Consider the following 20,928-nt stretch of genomic DNA (forward strand, 5'->3'; position numbering starts at 1 on the left):
CAAACCTAAGCAAGGTTGAGTTTTAGAAACCGTTTTTCAGGGTAGAAAAAAAGGCATTGCCTTGTCTAAATTTTGATTGAAAAGAGAGGATTTGCAGACCCAAAACAGGAAAAACCAAATTCTATTCTGTTCTCAATTCGAAAACAAGGCAATTTTTAGAAATTAGCACCAGAAGGGCAAGGGACTGTTATCTCACCACTGACCCATCTTGGATAAAGATTTCGGGCGAAACAAAAACTAATTTGCCTTCGCTATCTTCTGCCAACAAGACCATTCCCTTCGATTCTATGCCCTTAATTTTGCGTGGCGCAAGATTTGCCAAAAGGCAGACCCGCTTGCCGATAATTTCTTCGGGCTTGTAGTATTGGGCAATGCCACTAACGACGGTGCGCTCATCTAAGCCCGTTTCGAGGGTGAGTTTAAGGAGTTTATCGGCTTTGGCTACTTTTTCGGCGGCTTTAATGGTCGCAATTCTGATGTCCATCTTAGAAAAATCCTCGAAGGTAGTTTCTGTTTTCTGTGGCACAAGGGTAGGGGTTTTGATTTTGGTAGCTTCTAATTTTTCAATTTGCGCCTCGATTGCGGCATCTTCAATCTTTTCAAAAAGCAAACTTGGCACGCCCAAATTCATAGGATAAGAAAGTAAATCGTCTTTTCCTGCATTTTCCCAATCGAAAAACGATAGCTTTTTTTCTACCGTATCAAAACCCAACATAGAGCCGATATGGTCGCTGGTTTTGGGCAGGAAAGGGCGCAATAGGAGGGCTAAATTTGCCGTAATTTGCAGGGCAATATTCAAGATTGTGCCTACCAATTCGGGGTCGGTCTTGATAAGTTTCCAAGGTTCAGTATCAGCAAGGTACTTATTGCCGATACGCGCCAATTCCATGCCTTCATGCAGGGCTTCTCTAAATTTGAAATGCTCGATTGCCTGCTCTATCTTCTGCTTTTGTACGCCAATTTGCGCCAAAACCTGCTCGTCGTACTGCGTGAGTCCGTTTCTTTCGGGCGTAACTTTATCAAAATACTTATCTACTAAAACAACTGTACGATTTACAAAATTACCCAACGTGGCTACTAATTCGTTGTTGTTGCGCGTCTGAAAATCTTTCCACGTAAATTCGCTGTCCTTTGTTTCGGGTGCAATAGAGGTCAGGACATAGCGCAAAACGTCTTCTTTTCCTGCAAAATCTTGCAAATATTCGTGCAGCCAAACCGCCCATTCGCGCGAAGTAGAGATTTTATTGCCTTCTAAGTTTAGAAATTCATTGGCAGGCACGTTTTCGGGCAAAATAAATTCGCCTTGTGCCTTCAAAATAATTGGGAAAATGATACAATGAAAAACAATGTTATCTTTCCCGATAAAATGCAAAAGACGCGTATCGTCCTTTTTCCAAAAGTCTTCCCACTTTTGCCCTTTTTCGGCAGCCCACGCCTTTGTTGCACTTACATAGCCGATAGGGGCATCTAACCATACGTAGAGTACCTTGCCTTCGGTATCGGGCAGCGGCACAGGCACGCCCCAGTCGAGGTCGCGCGTCATGGCACGCTCTTGCAGCCCTTGTTCGAGCCAAGATTTACACTGCCCATAGACGTTGGTTTTCCAAGTGTCCTTTTTTTGGTTTAAAATCCATTCTTTGAGCCAATTTTCATAATCCTGCATAGGCAGATACCAATGTTTGGTCTGCTTCAAAATGGGCGTTTTGCCACTCAAAACCGACTTCGGATTGATAAGTTCGGTAGGACTTAGGGCAGTGCCACATTTTTCGCATTGGTCGCCATAGGCAGCCTCATGCCCACATTTGGGGCAAGTGCCAATGATGTACCTATCGGCTAAAAACTGCTGATAGGCTTCATCAAAAAATTGCTCACTTTGGCGCACTACAAAGCCCTGCTTTTTTTCTATGGTCTTAAAAAATTCTTGTGCCGTTTGGTGGTGCAAAGGCTCGGAAGTGCGGTGGTAATAGTCAAAAGAAATTCCGAAATCTTCAAACGACTTTTTCAGAATGGGGTGGTATTTATCCACAATCGCCTGTGGACTGATGCCCTCTTTTTTGGCACGTAGCGTAATGGCTGCCCCATGTTCGTCGCTACCACAAATAAAGGCTACCTGATGTTTTTTCAGGCGCAGATAGCGCACATAAATATCCGCAGGCAGGTAAGCACCCGCCAAATGCCCGATATGCAGCGGACCATTGGCATAGGGCAGAGCCGCCGTAACGGTGGTGCGTTTGTACTTTTCAGAAGGTAGGGTAGTATTTTGAGGGGTAGCGTCGTGATTCATATTCGGATTGAAAGAACAAGAAATAAGGGGCAGGGAATAAACAATGAGGAATAAACAGCGAAGAATAAGCAGCAGAGCGCAAGCGCAACCAGCAAGCGCGGTCTTGTTGCTCAAAACCGTATCTTTGTGCCGCCAAAATCAGAGGTCAAAATTAGGCGACAAAGGTAGCAATTTTTTCACGCTTTCCAAAGATAGGCGGTCTTATTTTTTGTTGGTGCTGCCGTTATTACGCTTTTTTTTATTATCTTTGAACCTGAAACTTTCTAAGTCTGGCATGAATTTTAGGTCAAAAAAAATTTACCATTTTTATAGCTTTACAAATTTGTTTTTAAAATAAATGACGTGAAAAAAAACATCTTAACTGCGTTTGTAGCGTTTATTATTGTTTTATTGCTAATTTGTGGAATAGCATTAGAACAATACACGCTGGACATACAACTCCACGACACCTATTTTGTGTTTTCGTATCAAATTATATTTTTTTGGTATGCTTTTAAATTTATGTCAATTTTAACTATTCTTTTATTTTTTAAAACTAAAAGATAAAAGAAAAATCCGCTGGCTCTAAAAAATTTGTACGTTTTTTGCGTTGTTACAACGATAAAAGCCTTAAATGCTCCCCACCCCAAACCCAGTAATGCCAAATTCTAAAAATTAGGTGCAAATGTAGGGACAAGGCATTGCCTTGTCCTATGCCCCAAACCCTAAGGGTCTTGAAGACCCTTAGGGTTTAAGTCCAAATTTTATTTCGTTTCTAATTTGACAAAACTTTGACAAAATAAGGCTTTTTACAGAACTTAACATTACTGCCTATTTTGGTTCAAAAGACCCTGTGAGTGGTCAGAAAAAAAGCCTTATCTTATGCTTTCACAAACTTTAACACGCATTTTAGAGCCTACCGACGATAAAAGTAAGGGAAAGAGAAGATAAATGAGGCGCAATACCAATAGTTTTCCTAATTTTGCAGGCTACTTCTTTATGTCGTATTCACCTTTGCTCATGACACGCCCGCTACGTTTTGAAAATTCGCCTTTTTTTGTCCCTTCTTTCTTTTCTTTTTTGATAGGCATAGGTCTGATAGTCGTAGGGGCTTTCTTCTCACCTATTGCCCAAGCCCAAGATACCCTTAGTATCGGCAATAAGCCTCTTATTTTAAAGCCTTCGGAAAAACCACTGACCCAAAAAGAGGGGCAGGAGGGGCAAAACAGTGCCTTAGGCGATAGTACGGCTACTTTTACCACCCAAGAAGACGCGCCCGCCAAAAAAGACAGTATCCCTTATGACGCTTCTACTACCCATTTTTTTTACGAAGACGACCTCTACTACAATACCCAAATCAAGCGCAATCCCGATACGCTCGTCCATGATTTTCACCGCTACAATGTAGTGGAAATCAATGATTATCTCTATCAAGATTTGGGAAATTGGGCAACGGCAGCGACTTCTATTTTCTATCAAATGCCCGAAGAAATAGGCACGCGCTGGGGCATGAACGCCTATCAAGCCTTTATCAAGCGTCCCGAAGAGATGCAGTATTTCAATACCATGTCGCCTTATACGCGCCTCTACCTCATTCAGGGCGGACAGCGACGCTCAAATCTCGATGTCGCTTTTAGCAGAAATATCACACCCGATTGGAACGTAACACTTTTTTACAATCGCATGAGTTCGAATAAGGTAGTTTTCAAGACCTTTCGCCGCAACGACGACCTCAACGTCAATCAATCCTTGGGCTTTAATACCGCCTTTCAAGGTCGCCGCTACAAACTTTTGGCGCATTTTATCTTCTACAATCAAAACATCTTGGAAACTGGCGGCTTAGAAGCCACACAACCCTTAGAAGTAGGCGAAGGGGGAAACTACATCGATAGTTTGCTCGAATTGGAAAGTTCCGAACTGCGCTATCGCTTTTTGCAGCCCGTTTCGGTCAATGCCTTTGGGCGCAATTTTCGCCTTTATCACCAATATAGCCTAACCAAAAAAGGCGAATTAGAACTTTTCCACCGCGCGGAATTTCGTCAGGATTTTAATATTTGGCAAGATGCCAATTTCAACCAAAATAGAAACAGTTATCGCCAAACCTTTTTTGATGCTGCCAAAGTAACGCGCTCTTTTTATAGGAATGATTATCAGCACCTCGATAATAGGGTAGGTATCAAAGGTAGGGCAAAAGATTTTCAGTATCGCGCCTATTTAAGACAAAGAACCTACCAGCAGCGGGCTACCTTTTTGAAAGATAGTACAGATATTCTGACCGATTCTGCCCGTTTGGAACTGCCTGCGGAATGGTTTGTAGGTGGCGGCATGCGCTATTTTTTGGATACGACTAATACCAGTTGGGTAGATGCCCAAGCGGAATATTTATTGGTAGATGCCTATAAAATGCAGCTTTTTTTTAATCATAAAAATATTAGTTTGCAGGCAGAAAGACAAAATTATCGCCCAGATGTAATCCAACGCGCTTATTTTGGCAATCATTTTAAGTGGAATGACGACAGTTTGCGCAATACCATTGCCGATAGATTTGCACTTAGCTATGCCTTCGAACCTTTTAAAAAGGGGCTATTTCCTACCAAAAATAAAAAACGAAACGCCGCCGATATAGATTTAGGCTTGCTTCAAAATTACGATTCTACCCAAGTCCAGACTTTCGACAGCCTGCTGCAAAACAACCAAATGGCTTCGGCTTTTTACCTTCGCCTCGAACCCTTTGCCGAATATACGCGCCTCAATCGCCTGATTTATTACGACACAGTGGCGCAAAGACAGCAAGCGCAGGGCATTGTTTCACAATTTCGGATAGGGACAAATTTCAAGGCGCAATGGAAAAAATTTCACTTCAAGGGTAGCCTTTTTTACGCCGCTTCGCAGGGGCAGGACATTTGGCGCGTGCCTACTTTCTTTGCCAATGTAGTCGGATACTATGAAAATTCCCTTTTCAATAACGCCATGCAAGCCCATATTGGCTTGGATATTCACTACAATACGCGCTATCGTGCCTTTGCCTATATGCCCATTACGGGGCAGTTCCACGTTCAAGACGAGGCTTTGGTCGGAAACTATCCCTTAGTGAGTGCCTTCTTCGACTTCAAAGTAAAACGCGCCCTACTCTTTTTCAAAATCGTCAATTTGCTGCAAGACGTAGCAGGCAATGGCTACTACACCACGCCTTATTACATTGCCCAACCGCGCTCCTTCGAATTTGGCTTGCAGTGGCTCTTTTTTGACTAAACTCGAATCCTTTTGCTATGAACCTTCGCCAACTCTTTTTGGCTCACCAAGCCCAGACCTCCGAATTTCCGCTTATGTTGGAGGTGCTTTCTGCAAAGGGCATTTACCTTTTTGGGCGGAAGGGCAAAAAATACATAGACCTCATTTCGGGAATTGGCGTGTCTAATATTGGGCATCGTCACCCTGCCGTCGTGCGTGCCATTCAGCGGCAACTTCGCAAATATCTGCACGTCATGGTCTATGGCGAAACGCTGCAATCGCCACAGGTCTTTTTGGCAAAAGCCTTAGCCCAAACCTTAGAAAAGCATACAGAAAAAAATTTATCTAATAGTTTAGAAAAAAGTTCAGAAAAAAAATCAGATACGCCTACCGACCCTTGGGCTACCTATTTCCTCAATTCGGGCAGCGAAGCCATCGAAGGGGCAATGAAACTTGCCAAACGCTACACAGGGCGCAAGCAAATTTTAGCCTGCCGCAATGCCTATCATGGCTCCTCGCAAGGGGCTTTGTCGCTTTCAAGTCAGGACGATTTTAAGCGCAATTTCGCACCACTGCTGCCCCAAATAGACTACCTCGACTTTATGAATACCGACGATTTGGCGCGTATTACTACCCAAACGGCAGCCGTTTTTATCGAACCCATACAAGGCGAAGCAGGCGTAAGGGTAGGACAAGCTCCTTATTTTCAGGCACTTCGTAAAAAATGCAGTGAAGTAGGTGCGCTTTTGGTTCTCGATGAAATTCAAACGGGTTTTGGCAGAACAGGCACTTTTTGGGCGCATCAAGCCTACGACATCGAGCCTGATATTTTGGTCTGTGCCAAAGGCATGGGCGGTGGCTTGCCTATCGGCGCATTTATGGCACGCCGCTCGAAGATGCAGGTTTTGAGCAAAAATCCTATCTTGGGGCATATCACTACTTTTGGTGGAAATGCCCTTTCTGCGGTGGCTTCGTTGGCTACTTTGCGCACCCTCGAAGCCGAAAAAATCTATGAAACTGCTCCCCAAAAGCACGAACTTTTTAAGCAATATTTAAAGCACCCTGCCATTAAAGCCATTCGCGGCAGAGGACTGATGATGGCAGTAGAGTTCGAATCTTTTGACTTTCTTAAAAAAGTCATCGATAGGTGCTTGGAAAAAGGCGTACTAACCGACTGGTTTCTCTATTGCGACAACGCCATGCGCATTGCCCCACCACTTATCATCACCGAAAAGCAAATCCGCAAAGCCTGCCTACTTATTTTGGAGGCAATAGAGGAGGTGAGTGCTGAAAGCATCTGAAAATAAAACAAAAAATACTGCAAAAAACACAATATTTTATTTATCGTAATAGGAAACACGCCAAACTGTGGTAGCTATTTTCGCTAACTCTAATTGCCTTTTTTCTAAATTGTGCGGATTCCAGTCGGGATAAGTAATTTGCTTGGTTAGGAAAAATTGACTCGTTTGGTAGGCTGTTAGTTTTTCGGTATAATCTTTATTGCCAACTTCTCTATTTTTATTTGCTTCTAAAAGCGTATAATTTCCTATTCTAAAAACATAGTTATTTTTTGTATGATTAGGAAAATTTGCCTCCCAATCGTTTTGTGGATTTTCGGGTAAAATATGCTCGATGGTGGCGTTATGTGCTTCAAAATCGTAATCTTGGCTTGCTATTTTGTTTTCTAATTCAAACAAAATGTAGCGAATTAGTTTTTTGTGCCTGCGCGTGTTGAAAGATTTAGCAGAAAAACTATTTTTAAAATCGGTATCTGAAATGTATAAAATCTCTATTTCTTTTGCAAGCTGAATCAGATTTGTAATCTCGCCTGCTGCAACCTTAATCGCTGCCTTGTGATAAACCTCCTCTAATCGCCCTTCGGGGTATCCGCCCATAACGGTATAACGAAAGGCAATGGTAGTAATAAGTTTTAAAATTTTATCAAAAAAAGGAAGCATTTTTTCGTATGCAATGAGCAAAAGTGGCAAACCTGCCTGTGCCTGAAATAGCCCTATTTCGCCGATACGCTTTTGGATTTCCCTATTGCCCCGCCAAAGTTCGTCTGACGCTTGGTGTAGAGCTACATAATAAACTGCATTTTTTTCTAAATCTTCTAATAAATCAAAAAGATTATCAACTGTCTTTATTTTGGCTTTTATATGCTTATAGAGGTGTTCAGGGCGCACTAATTTGTTTTTCGAAATCCAATAGCGGCGCAAAAAAAGTGGGAAATTTTCCACTCCTACCCAATCGACGATATAGTTCCATTTTTCACTAATAATTTGCTGCGTCGCTTCCTGTGGGACAAGTGAAAAAAGGTAGTTTTTGAGCAAATCTACGCTCGAAAGCACACTGCCACGCGAATTAAGGGTTTCGAATACAAGGTAGGCTTGCAATTCATTTTCTACACTAATTTGTGTAAAAATAACCTTACGTGCCACTATTTCATCGAGAAGCCAAGCGATTTTCTCACCTGATAGGTTAGTTTGAAAGTGTAGAGTAATTTTTTTATAGAAAAAATCTAAACAATTTAATAGTAACTTATCCGAATCATTTAATTTTAGCACAACGCTGGGCGCAGGGCGTTTGAGGGTAAGTAAATTCAGTTGAAAAAATAAATTGTTAGTTTTATTTAGTGTCAATTTGCTTGTGTAAGTTAAGGAAGCAGCCTCTTTTTCACCTAAAAATTTGCTACTCAAAATTCTGATGCGTTCCTCATTGGCTTCTTTTTCAAGCTCCTGCGCCGCTAATTCTTTCAAAATTTGGATACAAGACAAGGCGAATAGGGTTAGGGTTGTGAGCCTTTGTTGTCCGTCTATGATAGCATAGCGGCTTTGTCCTAAACTTTGCAACACAATTACCCCCATGTAATGGACAGAATTAGTTTCTAAAACCAATAGAATATCATTCCATAAATCTTCCCAATTATCCTCTTTCCACGCATAATCGCGCTGATAAAGCGGTACTATGTATTTTTTACCATTCCCTAAAATTTCGCTCGTATCGACGGTTTTGGTATAAAGAAGATAATTGTTTTCCATATTATTTTTAGCATTATTTTAGTATAAAAACAGGGCTGCCTCGCATTTCTCAAAAGTTACCCCATATCCCTACAAAAATACGCAAAACTTTTCAAAAGGCATCAATGGCACAAGGGAGTTTGAGAGGCTACAAGGTTGTTGCAAAGATAAAAATCTTATTTTGTCAAATAAAAAACAAAATAAAATTTGGTTTTGAAACCTTCCCTTTGGGAGAGCGCAAGGTGGGGTTCATTCCTTTTTTATTTCAATCTCACTGCGGACAAGGCAGTGCCTTGTCCCTACCTTTGCATCTAATTTTTAGAAATTAACCCCATTGGGCAGGGTCAGGAGGTTTGCTCAAAGCACAAAAGCTCATTTTTTGACTTTCTGACTGTTGCAATAACGCTGCAAAATACCGATTTGAGCCTATGCAAACGAGGGCAAAAAAAGATATTTGACGAAAAATATATTAAAAAAAACATTAAAAAAATTAGATAAAAATCCTGCAAAATAGGAACAAAATAGTTTGTCCCCATTTTGCAGGAAAAGCAGCACGACTAATGTTTGAAGTGCCTAATGCCTGTCAAGACCATTGCCATCTGGTTTTGGTCGCAAGCCTGAATCGAATCTTGGTCTTTGATAGAACCTCCCGGCTGAATAACGGCACTAATGCCCTCTGTGGCAGCAATTTCGACACAATCGGGAAAAGGGAAAAAGGCATCAGAAGCCATGACCGCGCCTTTTAAATCGAAGCCAAAAGATTTTGCCTTCGCAATCGCCTGACGCAAGGCATCTACGCGCGAAGTCTGTCCCACGCCGCTTGCCAAAAGCTGTCCTGCTACGGCTAAAACAATCGTATTCGATTTGGTGTGCTTGACAATTTTACTCGCAAAAAGCAAGGCTTCGACTTCGGCTTCGGTAGGTTGCCTTTTAGTAACGACTTTCAAATCGCTTTTTGTTTCGCTTTTTGCATCAATATCCTGCAAAATAACGCCGTTTAAAAGGGTTTTAAATTGCGTTTGAGGCAAGGCAAGTGGCTTTCTTTTGAGCAAAATTCTATTTTTCTTTTCCTTCAAAAGGGCAAGCGCGTCGGGTGCAAAATCGGGCGCAATCAAGACCTCGAAAAATAAATCCTGCATGGCTTGTGCCGCCGCCAAATCTATGCTTCCATTCGAAACCAAGACTCCACCAAAAGCCGATGTCGTGTCCGCAGCAAAGGCTTTTTGGTATGCCTCTGCCACACTTTTGCCCTCTGCCATGCCGCAGGCGTTGGTGTGCTTCAAGATAGCAAAGGCAGGATTTGATTCATTTTTAAATTCGTCTATTAACAAAATAGCGGCATCAATATCTACTAAGTTGTTGTAGGAAAGCTCTTTGCCGTTGAGTTTCTCAAAGAGTGCTTCTAAATCGCCATAAAAGAAACCCTTTTGGTGCGGGTTTTCGCCATAACGTAGCACTTGATGCTGTGAAATAGAAGTTTTGAAAAAAGGATAAGTTTTTGTATCTGAATCTGACTCATTAAAATAATGAAAAATAGCCGTATCGTAATGCGAACTGATATGAAAGGCTTTGGTAGCGAGTTTGCGACGGTCTTCCAAATCGGTGTGTCCTTGTTTTTCTTCTAAAAGGTGGTTTAAAAATTGGTAATCTTCTTTATCGGCAATGATAACAGTGTCCTGAAAATTTTTGGCTGCCGCCCGAATAAGAGAAATACCCCCGATGTCTATTTTTTCGATAATTTCTGCCTGACTTGCACCCGAAGCAAGGGTTTCTTCGAAGGGGTATAAATCAACGATAACTAAGTCGAGGGCAGGAATTTGATATTGTTCGGCTTCGGCTTGGTCGGAATTGTTATCACGACGCTGCAAAATGCCGCCAAAGATTTTGGGGTGCAGGGTCTTGACGCGCCCCCCAAAAATAGACGGATATTGCGTCAGGCTTTCCACAGCCACGACGGGAATCCCCAAGTTTTCGATAAATTGCTGCGTTCCTCCTGTGGAATAGAGCGTTACGCCTTGTGCATGTAGGGTCTGCACCAAGGTATCCAAACCTGTCTTGTAATAGACCGAAATCAGGGCGGACTTAATTTTTTTTTGCATAAGTCTAAAATTATGAAAATTTATGAAACAAAAAACGCCCCGAAGGGCGTGTTAGGGCGTTACATTTGGAGCAGCCTCTCGGCTTGTGCAAGGGCATCTTCCCAATTTTGGGTAGCCGCCTCTATCTGTGTTTTCAAATCTTGGTACTGTTTGGAAAGGCTCTGCATTTTTTCGGGGTCAGCCAGATTTTGTGGCTCTGCCAGACGTTGCTCGACTTGCTTGGCTTGTGCTTCGAGTTGCAGAATTTGGGCTTCCCATTGTTCGGCTTCTTTTTCGGCTTTTTTTGCTTTTTTCTGAATTTCTTTTCGCTCTTCCTGCGAAACGCCGTTATGTTGCGCCTTTGCCGTCTGTGGGGTAGCCACTTTTTGAGCGGTTTTGTCCTGCTTTCGCGCCTCTTTTAGAAGCTCTTTTTGGGCTTCTTCGCGCTTTTTATACCATTCCTTAAATTCGTCATAAGTGCCGGGATATTCTTTTATTCTGTGGTCTTCTATCCACCAGATTTTGTTGGCAATCTGACTAATAAAATAACGATTGTGCGAAACTGTTACGAAAGTGCCTTCATATTTTTGCAGCGCGTCTATCAAAACATCTACCGAAAACATGTCTAAGTGGTTGGTAGGTTCGTCTAAAAGTAGGAAGTTGGATTCCGAAAGTAGCATCTTAGCCAACGCCACACGCGCCTTTTCGCCGCCCGAAAGGACTTTGATTTTTTTAAAAATATCATCACCTACAAAAAGAAAGCAGCCCAAAATGGTGCGCAATTCGGCTTCGGTGCGGTCGGAGCTGTGTTGCCTAAGCTCCTCTAAAAGGTCGTTGGAAAGGGTGAGCGATTCGAGTTGGTGCTGGGCGTAAAAACTGGTCAGGACGTTGTGTCCGCCCTGAATTTTACCCGAAAACGCCTCTGTTCCTGCCAAAAGGCGCAACAAGGTAGATTTACCCTTGCCGTTTGCCCCAATAAGGGCGATTTTGTCGCCTCTATCAATTTGCGCCTCGCTTGCCTCTAAAATTTTCAAATCGCCGTAACTTTTCGAAACCTCCTCCAATTCTGCCACTACCTTACCCGAAGGCTGTCGGAAGCGGAAACGCACGCTCATGGTAGCCTGCCCATTGTCGACGGCTTCGATGCGCTCTATCTTTTCCAACTGCTTGACACGCGATTGCGCTTGCTTGGCTTTTGTGGCTTTTGCTTTAAACCTTTCCACAAAACGCTCCAATTCTTTTATTTTTTGTTGTTGATTGTCGTAGGCTTTTTGTTGTAATTCGGCGCGAAGGGCTTTTTCTTCCATATAAAAATCGTAGTTGCCCGAATAGCGGTCTAATTTGCCGTTCCAAACCTCGACGATAACGTTACAACAATTATTTAGAAAATCTTGGTCGTGCGAAACAATGATAACTGCCCCTTCATAACTTTGCAAATAGGTTTCAATCCACTCGATAGAAGGCAAATCTAAGTGGTTGGTAGGTTCGTCTAAAAGCAATAAAGAAGGCTTTTGTAACAATAATTTGGCAAGCATCACGCGCATGCGCCAGCCCCCTGAAAATTCGCAAAGCGGACGTTTGAGGTCGGCGGTTTGAAAGCCTAAGCCCTCCAAAATCGCCTCTGCCTGCGCCTGAATCGAGTAGCCGCCAAGCGTTTCAAATTCGGCTTGCAGGTTTGAAAGTTCGTCTAAAAGCGCGTCCGAATAGTCGGTTTCCATCTTTTGCAAAATCTCGTCTATGCGTGCCTGCAACTGATTGGGGCGTTCGAAGGCTTGCATCGCCACTTTGAGGATAGATTCTTCGCTTTCGTAGGAAAGTAAGTCCTGATTGAGGAAACCGATAGTGCAGTCTTTCGCCTTCGAAAGGCTGCCGCCGTCAGGCGTGTATTCACCCACGATAAGGCGCAGCAGGGTAGATTTGCCTGTGCCATTTGCGCCGATAAGCCCGATGCGCTCTTTGGGTTTGATTTGCAAAGAGGCTTCCTCATAGATGGCTCTATCGCCAAAATAAAACGAGAGTTGATTGATGGTTAGCATGCCGCAAAGGTAGTGAAAAATTGTCTTGTAGCCTGCAAATAGAGAAGGCAAATTTTTGCTTTTATGCAGCCAGAGGTAGCAGGTTTTGGGGCAGTAGTGTTAAGTTCTGTAAAAAAACTTGTTTTTTCAAATTTGACACGAAATAAAATTTGGACTTAAACCCTAAGGGTCTTCAAGACCCTTAGGGTTTAGGGCATAGGACAAGTCAATGACTTGTCCCTACCTTAAAACGCCTGCCCTTTTCGAAGTCTTGACATCTTTGTGCCATCTTTTTTCTAAAAAAACGTACCTTTGCCTTCCATAAGGGTTAGGTTTGCCCAAAAATTGCTAACTTTGCTTGCAATTTGTATAAAAAACAACAAAAAGGCGGTTTGCTTTCGCATTTCCGTCCCACTTCAGCCTTTATTCCAACTATGAGCGATATTTTCAACTCTTCTGCGCCCGATTCAGACGCATCACAAGCGGCTTCGCAAGACAATAACGCGATAGCAGGCAGTCTGCCCCTTTCAGGTCTGTATGAAAATTGGTTTTTAGATTATGCTTCCTACGTAATTTTAGAGCGTGCCGTTCCTACCATCGAAGACGGCTTAAAGCCTGTGCAGCGTCGTCTTTTGCACTCGATGTTTGATATGCATGACGGCAGGTATCATAAAGTTGCCAATGTGATAGGACAGACGATGCAATATCACCCCCATGGCGATGCCTCCATCGGCGAAGCCTTAGTAAATATGGGGCAAAAAGATTTGCTCATAGACACACAAGGAAATTGGGGGGACGTGCGTACAGGCGATAGTGCGGCGGCGGCGCGTTATATAGAGGCGCGTTTGTCTAAATTTGCCTTAGATATACTTTTTAATCCGCAGACAACCAAGTGGCAACTTTCTTATGATGGCAGAAAGCGCGAACCAACTACGCTGCCTGTCAAATTTCCACTTGTCTTGGCACAGGGCGTAGAGGGTATTGCAGTCGGTTTGGCTACCAAAATTCTGCCCCATAACTTCAACGAACTCATCGAGGCGTGTATCGCAACCTTGCGCGGCAAAAAATTCGAGCTTTTTCCCGACTTTCCCACAGGCGGACTCTGCGATGTCAAGGATTACGAAGGCGGCAAAAGAGGGGGCAGGGTGCGCGTGCGTGCCAAAATAGAGCAATTAGACAAACAGACCTTAGTCATCAAAGAAATTCCCTTCGGCACGACCACAGGCAGCCTTATCGATTCTATCATCAAGGCAAATACCAGCGGCAAAATCAAAATCAAGCAGGTGATAGATAACACCGCCGCCGAGGTAGAGGTCTTGGTAAAATTGGCGGCAGGGGTTTCGCCCGACGTAACCATCAGTGCGCTTTATGCCTTTACCGATTGCGAAGTTTCTATTTCGCCCAATGCCTGCGTGATTGTAGCCGATAAGCCTCACTTTTTGCGTGTAGAGGAAATTTTGAAGTACAATGCCGATTATACCCAAGAACTTTTACGGCAGGAGCTTGAAATTCGAAAGCAAGAATTATTAGAAAAAATCTTTTTTTCCTCCCTCGAAAGGCTTTTTATCGAAGAAGGCATCTACAAAAGAATTGAAGACTGCCAAACTTGGGAAGCCGTCATTGCCACCATTCATGCGGGGCTTGCGCCTTTTGCCAAAGATTTCTACCGCGCCATTACCGATGAGGACGTTTTGAAACTCACCGAAATTAAAATCAAGCGCATCTCCAAATTCGACAAAGAAAAAGCCGACGATTTGAGGCTCAAAATGGAAACCGAACTACAAGAGGTAGAGCATCATTTGGCAAATCTGACCGACTACGCCGTCGCTTATTTCAAAGAACTCAAACGCAAATACGGCGCAGGCAGAGAGCGCAAGACCCAACTCACGTCCTTCGATACCATCGAAGCCTCCGTTGTGGCTGCCAACAACGCCAAACTCTACATCAACCGCGCCGAAGGTTTTATCGGTTTTGGTCTGAAAAAGGACGAATTTGTTTGTGATTGTTCGGATATCGATGACGTAATTGTTTTTCGGGAAGATGGCATCATGAAGGTTGTAAAAATTGCCGAAAAGCTATTTGTAGGAAAGGGCGTGATTCATATCGATATTTTCCGAAAAGGCGACGATAGGAAGGTCTATAATATGGCATACCTCGATGGCAAAACAGGCAGGGTGATGGTCAAACGCTTTCAAGTGCTGGGCGTAACGCGCGATAGAGAGTATCAATTAGCTACCGAACACAAACTTTCGAAGGTGCATTATTTTTCTGCAAACCCCAACGGGGAAGCCGAAATCGTCAATGTCTTGCTCTCGAATGCCTGCAAAGCCAAAGTCAAGACCTTCGATTTTAACTTTGCCGAACTCGAAATCAAGGGCAGAACTGCCGTCGGAAATATTCTGACCAAATACCCTATCCGCCGCATCAAACTGCTCAAAGAGGGCGAATCTACGCTGGGTGCTTTGACAATTTATTACGACCCCGCCACAGGCACGCTCAATAAAGACGCAATGGGTAAAAAATTAGGCGAATTTGAAAATCAAGATGCGATTATTGCCTTCTATAAAGATGGCTCGTATGAAATTACCAACTACGAACTCACCAATCGTTATGAAATTGATAAACTTGTGGCGATTGAAAAGTTCAACCCCGACCTTGTCATTTCGGCAGTTTATTTAGAAGGCATCAGCAAAAATGTCTATATCAAACGCTTTAAAATTGAAACGACCACACAGGGCAAGCCTTTTCAGTTTATTTCGGTGCATAAAGATTCTGCCATCTTGGGGCTTACTACCGAAGCTGCCGAAAAGGTAGAACTCTATTTTACCAAAGACCGCAAAAAGCAAAAAATCGCCTATCCGCTCCATACCTTAGAAGAGGTCAAGGGCTGGCGTGCCTTAGGCAGAAAGCTCGAAGAGCCAAACATTTATGAAGCCAAATTTATCTTGCCCCAAAAAGAGGCGGAAACGGCACAAAATGGCTTAACCTTCGAAGCGGAATAAGGGCAAAGTGCCACAAAAGTAAAAAAAGAAGTTTTTTTCTGGAAAGGGCGCATTACAGAATAGCATTTTGAGATACTAAAAAATCAATCAGTTTGGACAAACTCTCAAAGTTTTGCGCCCCTTCTTCATTTTTCCAAAAACCCTGCGCCTGCCAAAGAAAGGCGGCTTGGTGGCGTTCTGCGGCAATCTTGATATGTTTAGACTCGAAAAAAAGAGGCGTGAGGCTTGTCTTTTGTAAGGCTACTTCTGTCCAATAAGTCGCCAGCGCGTCCCCTTCGAGAAAGGGCGCGAAAGTGGGCGTATTTTTCAAAAGAAAATTACCTGTATGGGCTTCAAAGGTAAAATGTTGGTGAGGGAAAAAATTTGCCAAACTGCCATCGAGTGCCAAATCCTCTGCCAATCCGACCAACAACTTTTTTTCGGGTGTGATAAGCCAAAGGCGATGTGCCTGCTGCAAAGCCAAAGAGAGTTCGTGCGTAGAAACCAAAATGGCTTTTTGCTGTTTTTGTGCCACCTGCCTCAAATTGAGGATAACTTCATAGCGGCTCACCCAATCGAGGTGCGCTGTGGGTTCGTCTAAAAAAATAGCCCCTCCGTCTTGTGCCAAAGCACGCGCAATGAGAGCCTTTTGCTTCTGCCCGTCGGAAAGGGCAAAAAAAGGCTGCTCCGCCAAATGCCCAATGCCTGTCGCTTGTAGTGCCTTTGTAATAATGACAAGGTCGGCTTCCGAATGAGAATCTATCCAATTTGTGTGAGGATACCTACCCAAACTTACCAATTCGCCTACCGTAAGGCGTTCTGTGGTCAGATTTTCGGTCAGCACTAAGGAAATAAGCTGTGCGCGTTTCTTTTTGGGAATGTGTGCAATGGGCAACCCCTGCCAAAAAATATCGCCCCATAGCGGTTTTTGCAAGCCTGCTAAGGTGCGCAGGAGCGTAGATTTGCCCGTCCCGTTAGCACCTAAAAGGCAGGTCAGTTCGCCCCTATGCAGTGAAAGGGATAAGTTTTCCAAAAGCACTTGCGTATTGCGCCCCTGATAGCCGATGGCTAAATTTTGCGTGTCGAGCATAAAAAAACAAGCCCCATCTTTTGTTTTTGGATAGTCAAAAAGATAGGGCTTTTATATTGAAGATTAACTTTTTTCTTCGCGATGCGGATTTTTGATGATAAGTTCGTTTGCCAAAAGTTCGTCTAAGGCAGTAATAGAAGGCTTAGGCAAACGCTCGTAATATTTCGAGACCTCGATTTGCTCTCTGTTTTCAAAGACCTCTTCCAAAGAATCGGAAGCGGTGTTAAATTCGGCGATTTTTTGGTTAAGCTCCTCTTTGAGTTGCGTAGAAATCTGACGCGCACGCTTAGATACGGACATCAAAGATTCGTAGATGTTGCCTGTATGAGAAGCAATCTCTTCTACATTTTGCGTAACGATAGAGGTGCGAAATTCTTTTTTAAGAGCGCGTTTGGGTTTTAACATATAGCGGAAAAGGTTTGAGAGTCTGAATGGGAAAAAGACAAACACGCCCTACTATTTGGGCGTGGCGACATCAAAATCTTGGCGCAATGCCTTATCTGCTGCCTGAAAGAAGCTCTCGGCGGCTTTTAAGTAGCTACTATTGGGGTACTTATCGATAAACTTCTGGTAGAAGGTTACGACCTGCCAATAGCGTTCTTTTTGTTTTGAAAAAGCACTCTTGCGTGCGTAGTCGTATTGCGCCTGTATCTTGAAAAAGGCTGCCTGCTCTTGAAGTTTCGAGTCGGGAAAGTCGCGCTCGAAGAGGTTGAAATTGATAATAGCGGCTTGGTAGCTTTCGAGCTTGTAGTAGAGTTTGGCGTTTTCAAAGGCTTTCTGCTCTAATTTCTTTCGCAAGACATCGATAAGAGAAGTCGCTTGTTTGGCATACTCGGTATCGGGGTAGGAAGAAATGTAGTTTTGCAGGGCATTGATAGCGTCGGAAGTGCTTTCTTGGTCTAAATGCGGTTCGGGCGAAGCCTGATAGAGCGAAAAAGCGTGCATATAATAGGCTTCTTGTGCCTTTTCACTTCTACGATAGGTGTCATAGAAATTTTTGAAGTGGAAAGAAGCCAAGAGATATTGCTTTTGATAGAACTGACAATAGGCGTATTTGAGCAAAATTTCTTCGGCTTGTGCGCCGCCCTTGACAATCGGTACGATGTCTTCTAAAAGCAGAGAAGCGCGATAGTAATCGCCTTTGTTGTAGTATTGCGTAGCCGACTCTAAGCGTTTGTCCCAACGCGGCTCTTTGAGGGCTTTTGAAAATTTGCTACAACTGCTACCCACTGCAAGCAGTAGGCTCAAAACCAAAATAATTCGTTTCATGCGCATAGTTTAAGACTGCAAAATTACAACGATTTGCCTAAAAGACAAAGCGTCAGGGAGAAATTTCTTTCCCTTCTGACGCTTTATCTTACCAACTTGCTGCAAAAAGAGAGCGAAACAGGGGGTCGTTCTCTGCTCAAAAGGCGTTATTCCCAATTACCTGCAATAGAAACCTCCTCCATCGAGCCAAAACGCAAGAAACGACGCTTGGCAGAAGGGTGCGATTCGCTGCGCGTCTTATCCACAGGATAGGGGTCTACCACTTCGATAAGATTGACCATTGCGCCGCTGGCTTCTTTGATGTGTATGGCTTGGATTTTGAAAACTTTACCCTCCTGACCGGGTATTTTTTCGAGGTTCTCTACATCTACCTTGCTAAATTTATCCTTCGGATAGATAATCTCCATAGCAGGGTCGCTGCCCAAAGTATCGTATTCGTAGCGGATACTATCGCCTAAGTGATAATCGGCAGTAGTACGGATTTTATCGGCAGGGATAACAATTTCACGCTTATTGACCCGATAAATTACGCCATTTTTGATGAAGTTTTTAAGCGAATCCCAATTATCGGTATATTCACCTTTTTGGCTTTCGTAGGCTTTTTGGGCTTCGCGGATAAGTTTGAGCTGTGCAATGACCTTTGCCTCCGACTCTTTGATTTCGTTTTGCATCTTGATTTCAGAAGCTACCGAGTCATAGACAAAAAACGCCATCAGTGCCACAAAAGGCAGGGTTAGTAGGGTAAAGAGTGTGGTCTTTTTCATCGAAAATAGAATTAGAGAAAAGAAGAAGTTTGAAGTGGGAAAAGCAGTTAGCGACAAGCACTTCCTTAGCAACAGGCGAGCGCGAAGTCGCAAACGCGATATAGGCAGGGGCAGGAAGTAGCAACCAAAAGGAAAGACAATAGATTTTGGCTGCAATTATAGAAACTTTTTGGGCTAAAAGCAAAGTCTATGCGATAAGAATTGATGAATTTGCACGGCAAACCCCAAGAGCGGCTCAATTTGCCCTGCAAGCCGTCGGGAGAAAAACGCTGTATTTTGAAAAAAATTCGTATTTTTGCAGCAAAGATAGGCATTGGGCTATCTTTCAAAACAAGACTTTACTTTTCGGTGGCTTTGCGCACTTTTCGAGAAAGTAAAGATACAAAAGACGTGCTTCCCTACTTTCTTTGCTTTGGGAGAGGAAAAACCTTTCGCCCTTTGCCCAAGAGTCTGCCAAGTGCTTATTTTGAAATGATGTTTGCCCGATGTATTTCTCTTGATAGTGAAAGGATTTTACAAACCCTTCAAAAAGATTTTAAAAGGTTTTTGAAAGATTCTTGTGTTTAGTAGGCTTGGTGCTTAAAAGAGTCTATTGCGCAGTTGGAAAAGATTGGGAACATAATACCTTGAAATTGAGATACCGAGCCATTGAGAGCCTTGTGCCATTTGCAGATGCACCCGCCTGGTCAGATGCCGACAGTCTTGTCTATCCTAAAAGGGCAAACGCCAAAAGGCAGCCCCAAAAGCGGGCTTTTCCCCTTCAATTTCACGCCCCTTTTCCCTGCAATCGCTTGCTGCCGCCATTGCCGAAAGACCTATTTTACTCAAATTTTTATTCATACGCCTCTGCTATCTTTGTTGTCTGCCAAGCGAGCCAACTGCTCCTGCCACACGCGCCAAAGGCACACAAAGGAGAGGATTAGCCCAAAACAACCTTTATGTTAGCGTTCTTAAAAAGAATATTCGGATTTGGTACAAAAGTAAGAAATGTAACCGAGCTTACCGCCGAAGAAAGACGCAAACTCATTCACCAATGGGTCGTCAGCACTGCCATTCCTGCCTATAAAAGGCGCACACAATTTGGATATAGCCTGCTTCGCCTGCGCCAACACCAAAACTGCCCACGCTGCAAAGCAAAGACAAACCTACACTATGCCGTCTTTGTTTGTGCTACCTCAAATAGCGAAACCGCACAGCACATCTTAGCTCCCGCAGGATACTTTTGCGAAGCCTGCCCCACCGTCATCATCGACGAAAAAGTCCTTAAAAAGGGAATGACAGGCGGTAGGCTCAAAAATATACTTGGTATCGCACTCGAAACCGAAACCCTCATTTTCAGAGGCTGGAACGGACACAAAACCCTGCCCCTATTCGACCAAAACAATCAGCCCATCGACCTGAAAGTGTCCGACGAAGCCATTGCACCCTTGCGCAATAAAAACCCACGCGAGAGCCGCAACGACAATCGAAATGATAGTCGTAATGATAGTCGTAATGATAATCGCAACGAGAGCCGTCAGGAAAATCGAAACGAGAGTCGAAATGAGAGCCGCAACGGAAATGAACGGCAAGGAAGCGAAGAAGAAGGCTTCAAAAAGAAAAAAACGCGCCGCAGGGTAGCACGCTCACGAAAACCCAAAACGCCAATAGAGCCAAGCCTTCGCAACGAAGTAAAAAATGAAGTGCCAGCGGTGAAGGTCAAGGAAAAAATCAAGCGGCTCGAACAAAAAGCCTCACCCCTCAAAACGGAGCAATTTGTAGAAGACCCAAAAAGGCAACTCCAAAAGCCCGAAACCAAAGGCGACAATAGCAAAATCGACGACCCAAACCGTCGCAAACGCCAAAATGTAGTCGCTTTGCCCGAACAAGAGGGTAGTGGCTCACAAATGCCTCCACAAGAGAGCCTGCCGCCTTTACACAGCGAAAACAAGCGAAAGCCCGAAAAGCGATTCGACCGCAAGCGATACAACAATCGCAAAAAACGCGCTCCCATTCGCTCAAATCCTTCTTCGGATAAAAAGTCTTAATAATACAGCTTTCATACGAATTTCGCAAAAAACTCTAAGATGAAACCCCTCCCCCAAAAGGAGGGGTTTTTGTTTGGTGTCATTTTTTTGCATAAATGCAAAAAAATGATTTGATTTTCGAACCCTCCCCTATGAGTGCAGTAATGTTAAATTCTAAAAAATAGGTTCAAATGTAGGGACAAGGCATTGC

Annotated in this window: 13 protein-coding genes; 5 read left to right on the plus strand and 8 right to left on the minus strand. The window is 43.6% G+C overall.

What is annotated here, in order from left to right; all coding sequences use genetic code 11:
• Positions 1-187 precede the first annotated feature (187 nt).
• Complete coding sequence (gene metG / locus G500_RS0110445) at positions 188-2,284, minus strand: methionine--tRNA ligase (protein ID WP_027002516.1); 2,097 nt, start codon at positions 2,282-2,284, stop codon at positions 188-190.
• Positions 2,285-3,214: 930 nt separating this feature from the next.
• Between metG and G500_RS0110455 the strand changes: the two genes are divergently transcribed.
• Together G500_RS0110455 and G500_RS0110460 are read left to right on the plus strand one after the other, a co-directional pair.
• The gene (locus G500_RS0110455; protein ID WP_027002518.1) at positions 3,215-5,515 is read left to right on the plus strand and encodes a putative porin; all 2,301 of its coding nucleotides are present in this window, start codon (positions 3,215-3,217) and stop codon (positions 5,513-5,515) included.
• Positions 5,516-5,532: 17 nt separating this feature from the next.
• The gene (locus tag G500_RS0110460) at positions 5,533-6,795 is read left to right on the plus strand and encodes an aspartate aminotransferase family protein (RefSeq protein WP_027002519.1); all 1,263 of its coding nucleotides are present in this window, start codon (positions 5,533-5,535) and stop codon (positions 6,793-6,795) included.
• Between the two features lie 36 nt (positions 6,796-6,831).
• Here G500_RS0110460 and G500_RS0110465 read toward each other — a convergent pair whose 3' ends face one another.
• The 3 genes from G500_RS0110465 to abc-f all read right to left on the minus strand — a co-directional run bounded on the left by G500_RS0110465 (position 6,832) and on the right by abc-f (position 12,628).
• A complete protein-coding gene (locus G500_RS0110465) occupies positions 6,832-8,535 on the minus strand; it encodes a DUF262 domain-containing protein (RefSeq protein WP_027002520.1) in 1,704 nt (567 codons plus the stop codon).
• 536 nt (positions 8,536-9,071) lie between these two features.
• A complete protein-coding gene (gene purH, locus G500_RS0110480) occupies positions 9,072-10,613 on the minus strand; it encodes a bifunctional phosphoribosylaminoimidazolecarboxamide formyltransferase/IMP cyclohydrolase (RefSeq protein WP_027002522.1) in 1,542 nt (513 codons plus the stop codon).
• Between the two features lie 59 nt (positions 10,614-10,672).
• Complete coding sequence (abc-f, locus tag G500_RS0110485; protein WP_027002523.1) at positions 10,673-12,628, minus strand: ribosomal protection-like ABC-F family protein; 1,956 nt, start codon at positions 12,626-12,628, stop codon at positions 10,673-10,675.
• A gap of 413 nt (positions 12,629-13,041) precedes the next feature.
• Between abc-f and G500_RS23205 the strand changes: the two genes are divergently transcribed.
• Entirely contained in the window at positions 13,042-15,609 is a 2,568-nt protein-coding gene (locus G500_RS23205; protein WP_051203455.1) for a DNA gyrase/topoisomerase IV subunit A, read from the plus strand.
• A gap of 52 nt (positions 15,610-15,661) precedes the next feature.
• Here the strand turns inward: G500_RS23205 and G500_RS0110500 are convergent, their stop codons facing one another.
• From G500_RS0110500 to G500_RS0110515, 4 genes are all read right to left on the minus strand, one after another.
• Positions 15,662-16,678, minus strand: coding sequence for an ABC transporter ATP-binding protein (locus G500_RS0110500; RefSeq protein ID WP_027002524.1), 1,017 nt, complete (start codon positions 16,676-16,678; stop codon positions 15,662-15,664).
• A 63-nt stretch (positions 16,679-16,741) separates the two neighbouring features.
• Positions 16,742-17,083 carry a DNA-directed RNA polymerase subunit omega gene (locus G500_RS0110505; protein WP_051203457.1) on the minus strand — a complete coding sequence of 114 codons (342 nt, stop codon included), beginning with the start codon at positions 17,081-17,083 and terminating at the stop codon, positions 16,742-16,744.
• Between the two features lie 51 nt (positions 17,084-17,134).
• Positions 17,135-17,947 carry an outer membrane protein assembly factor BamD gene (locus G500_RS0110510; RefSeq protein ID WP_027002526.1) on the minus strand — a complete coding sequence of 271 codons (813 nt, stop codon included), beginning with the start codon at positions 17,945-17,947 and terminating at the stop codon, positions 17,135-17,137.
• 146 nt (positions 17,948-18,093) lie between these two features.
• Positions 18,094-18,711 carry a hypothetical protein gene (locus G500_RS0110515; protein WP_027002527.1) on the minus strand — a complete coding sequence of 206 codons (618 nt, stop codon included), beginning with the start codon at positions 18,709-18,711 and terminating at the stop codon, positions 18,094-18,096.
• A 632-nt stretch (positions 18,712-19,343) separates the two neighbouring features.
• On the opposite strand from G500_RS0110515, the gene G500_RS25720 reads away from it, so the two are divergent.
• The gene (locus G500_RS25720) at positions 19,344-19,634 is read left to right on the plus strand and encodes a hypothetical protein (protein WP_154657119.1); all 291 of its coding nucleotides are present in this window, start codon (positions 19,344-19,346) and stop codon (positions 19,632-19,634) included.
• A 15-nt stretch (positions 19,635-19,649) separates the two neighbouring features.
• Complete coding sequence (locus G500_RS0110530) at positions 19,650-20,738, plus strand: hypothetical protein (RefSeq protein WP_027002529.1); 1,089 nt, start codon at positions 19,650-19,652, stop codon at positions 20,736-20,738.
• Positions 20,739-20,928 lie beyond the last annotated feature (190 nt).

This window comes from Hugenholtzia roseola DSM 9546 (assembly GCF_000422585.1).
In the GTDB taxonomy this organism is placed as follows: Bacteria; Bacteroidota; Bacteroidia; order Cytophagales; family Bernardetiaceae; genus Hugenholtzia; species Hugenholtzia roseola.

Excerpts from the sequence above, each read along its gene's own strand:
- metG (WP_027002516.1), bottom strand. The coding sequence starts at position 2,284 with ATGAATCACGACGCTACCCCTCAAAATACTACCCTACCTTCTGAAAAG.
- G500_RS0110455 (WP_027002518.1), top strand. The coding sequence starts at position 3,215 with ATGAGGCGCAATACCAATAGTTTTCCTAATTTTGCAGGCTACTTCTTT.
- G500_RS0110460 (WP_027002519.1), top strand. The coding sequence starts at position 5,533 with ATGAACCTTCGCCAACTCTTTTTGGCTCACCAAGCCCAGACCTCCGAA.
- G500_RS0110465 (WP_027002520.1), bottom strand. The coding sequence starts at position 8,535 with ATGGAAAACAATTATCTTCTTTATACCAAAACCGTCGATACGAGCGAA.
- purH (WP_027002522.1), bottom strand. The coding sequence starts at position 10,613 with ATGCAAAAAAAAATTAAGTCCGCCCTGATTTCGGTCTATTACAAGACA.
- abc-f (WP_027002523.1), bottom strand. The coding sequence starts at position 12,628 with ATGCTAACCATCAATCAACTCTCGTTTTATTTTGGCGATAGAGCCATC.
- G500_RS23205 (WP_051203455.1), top strand. The coding sequence starts at position 13,042 with ATGAGCGATATTTTCAACTCTTCTGCGCCCGATTCAGACGCATCACAA.
- G500_RS0110500 (WP_027002524.1), bottom strand. The coding sequence starts at position 16,678 with ATGCTCGACACGCAAAATTTAGCCATCGGCTATCAGGGGCGCAATACG.
- G500_RS0110505 (WP_051203457.1), bottom strand. The coding sequence starts at position 17,083 with ATGTTAAAACCCAAACGCGCTCTTAAAAAAGAATTTCGCACCTCTATC.
- G500_RS0110510 (WP_027002526.1), bottom strand. The coding sequence starts at position 17,947 with ATGAAACGAATTATTTTGGTTTTGAGCCTACTGCTTGCAGTGGGTAGC.
- G500_RS0110515 (WP_027002527.1), bottom strand. The coding sequence starts at position 18,711 with ATGAAAAAGACCACACTCTTTACCCTACTAACCCTGCCTTTTGTGGCA.
- G500_RS0110530 (WP_027002529.1), top strand. The coding sequence starts at position 19,650 with ATGTTAGCGTTCTTAAAAAGAATATTCGGATTTGGTACAAAAGTAAGA.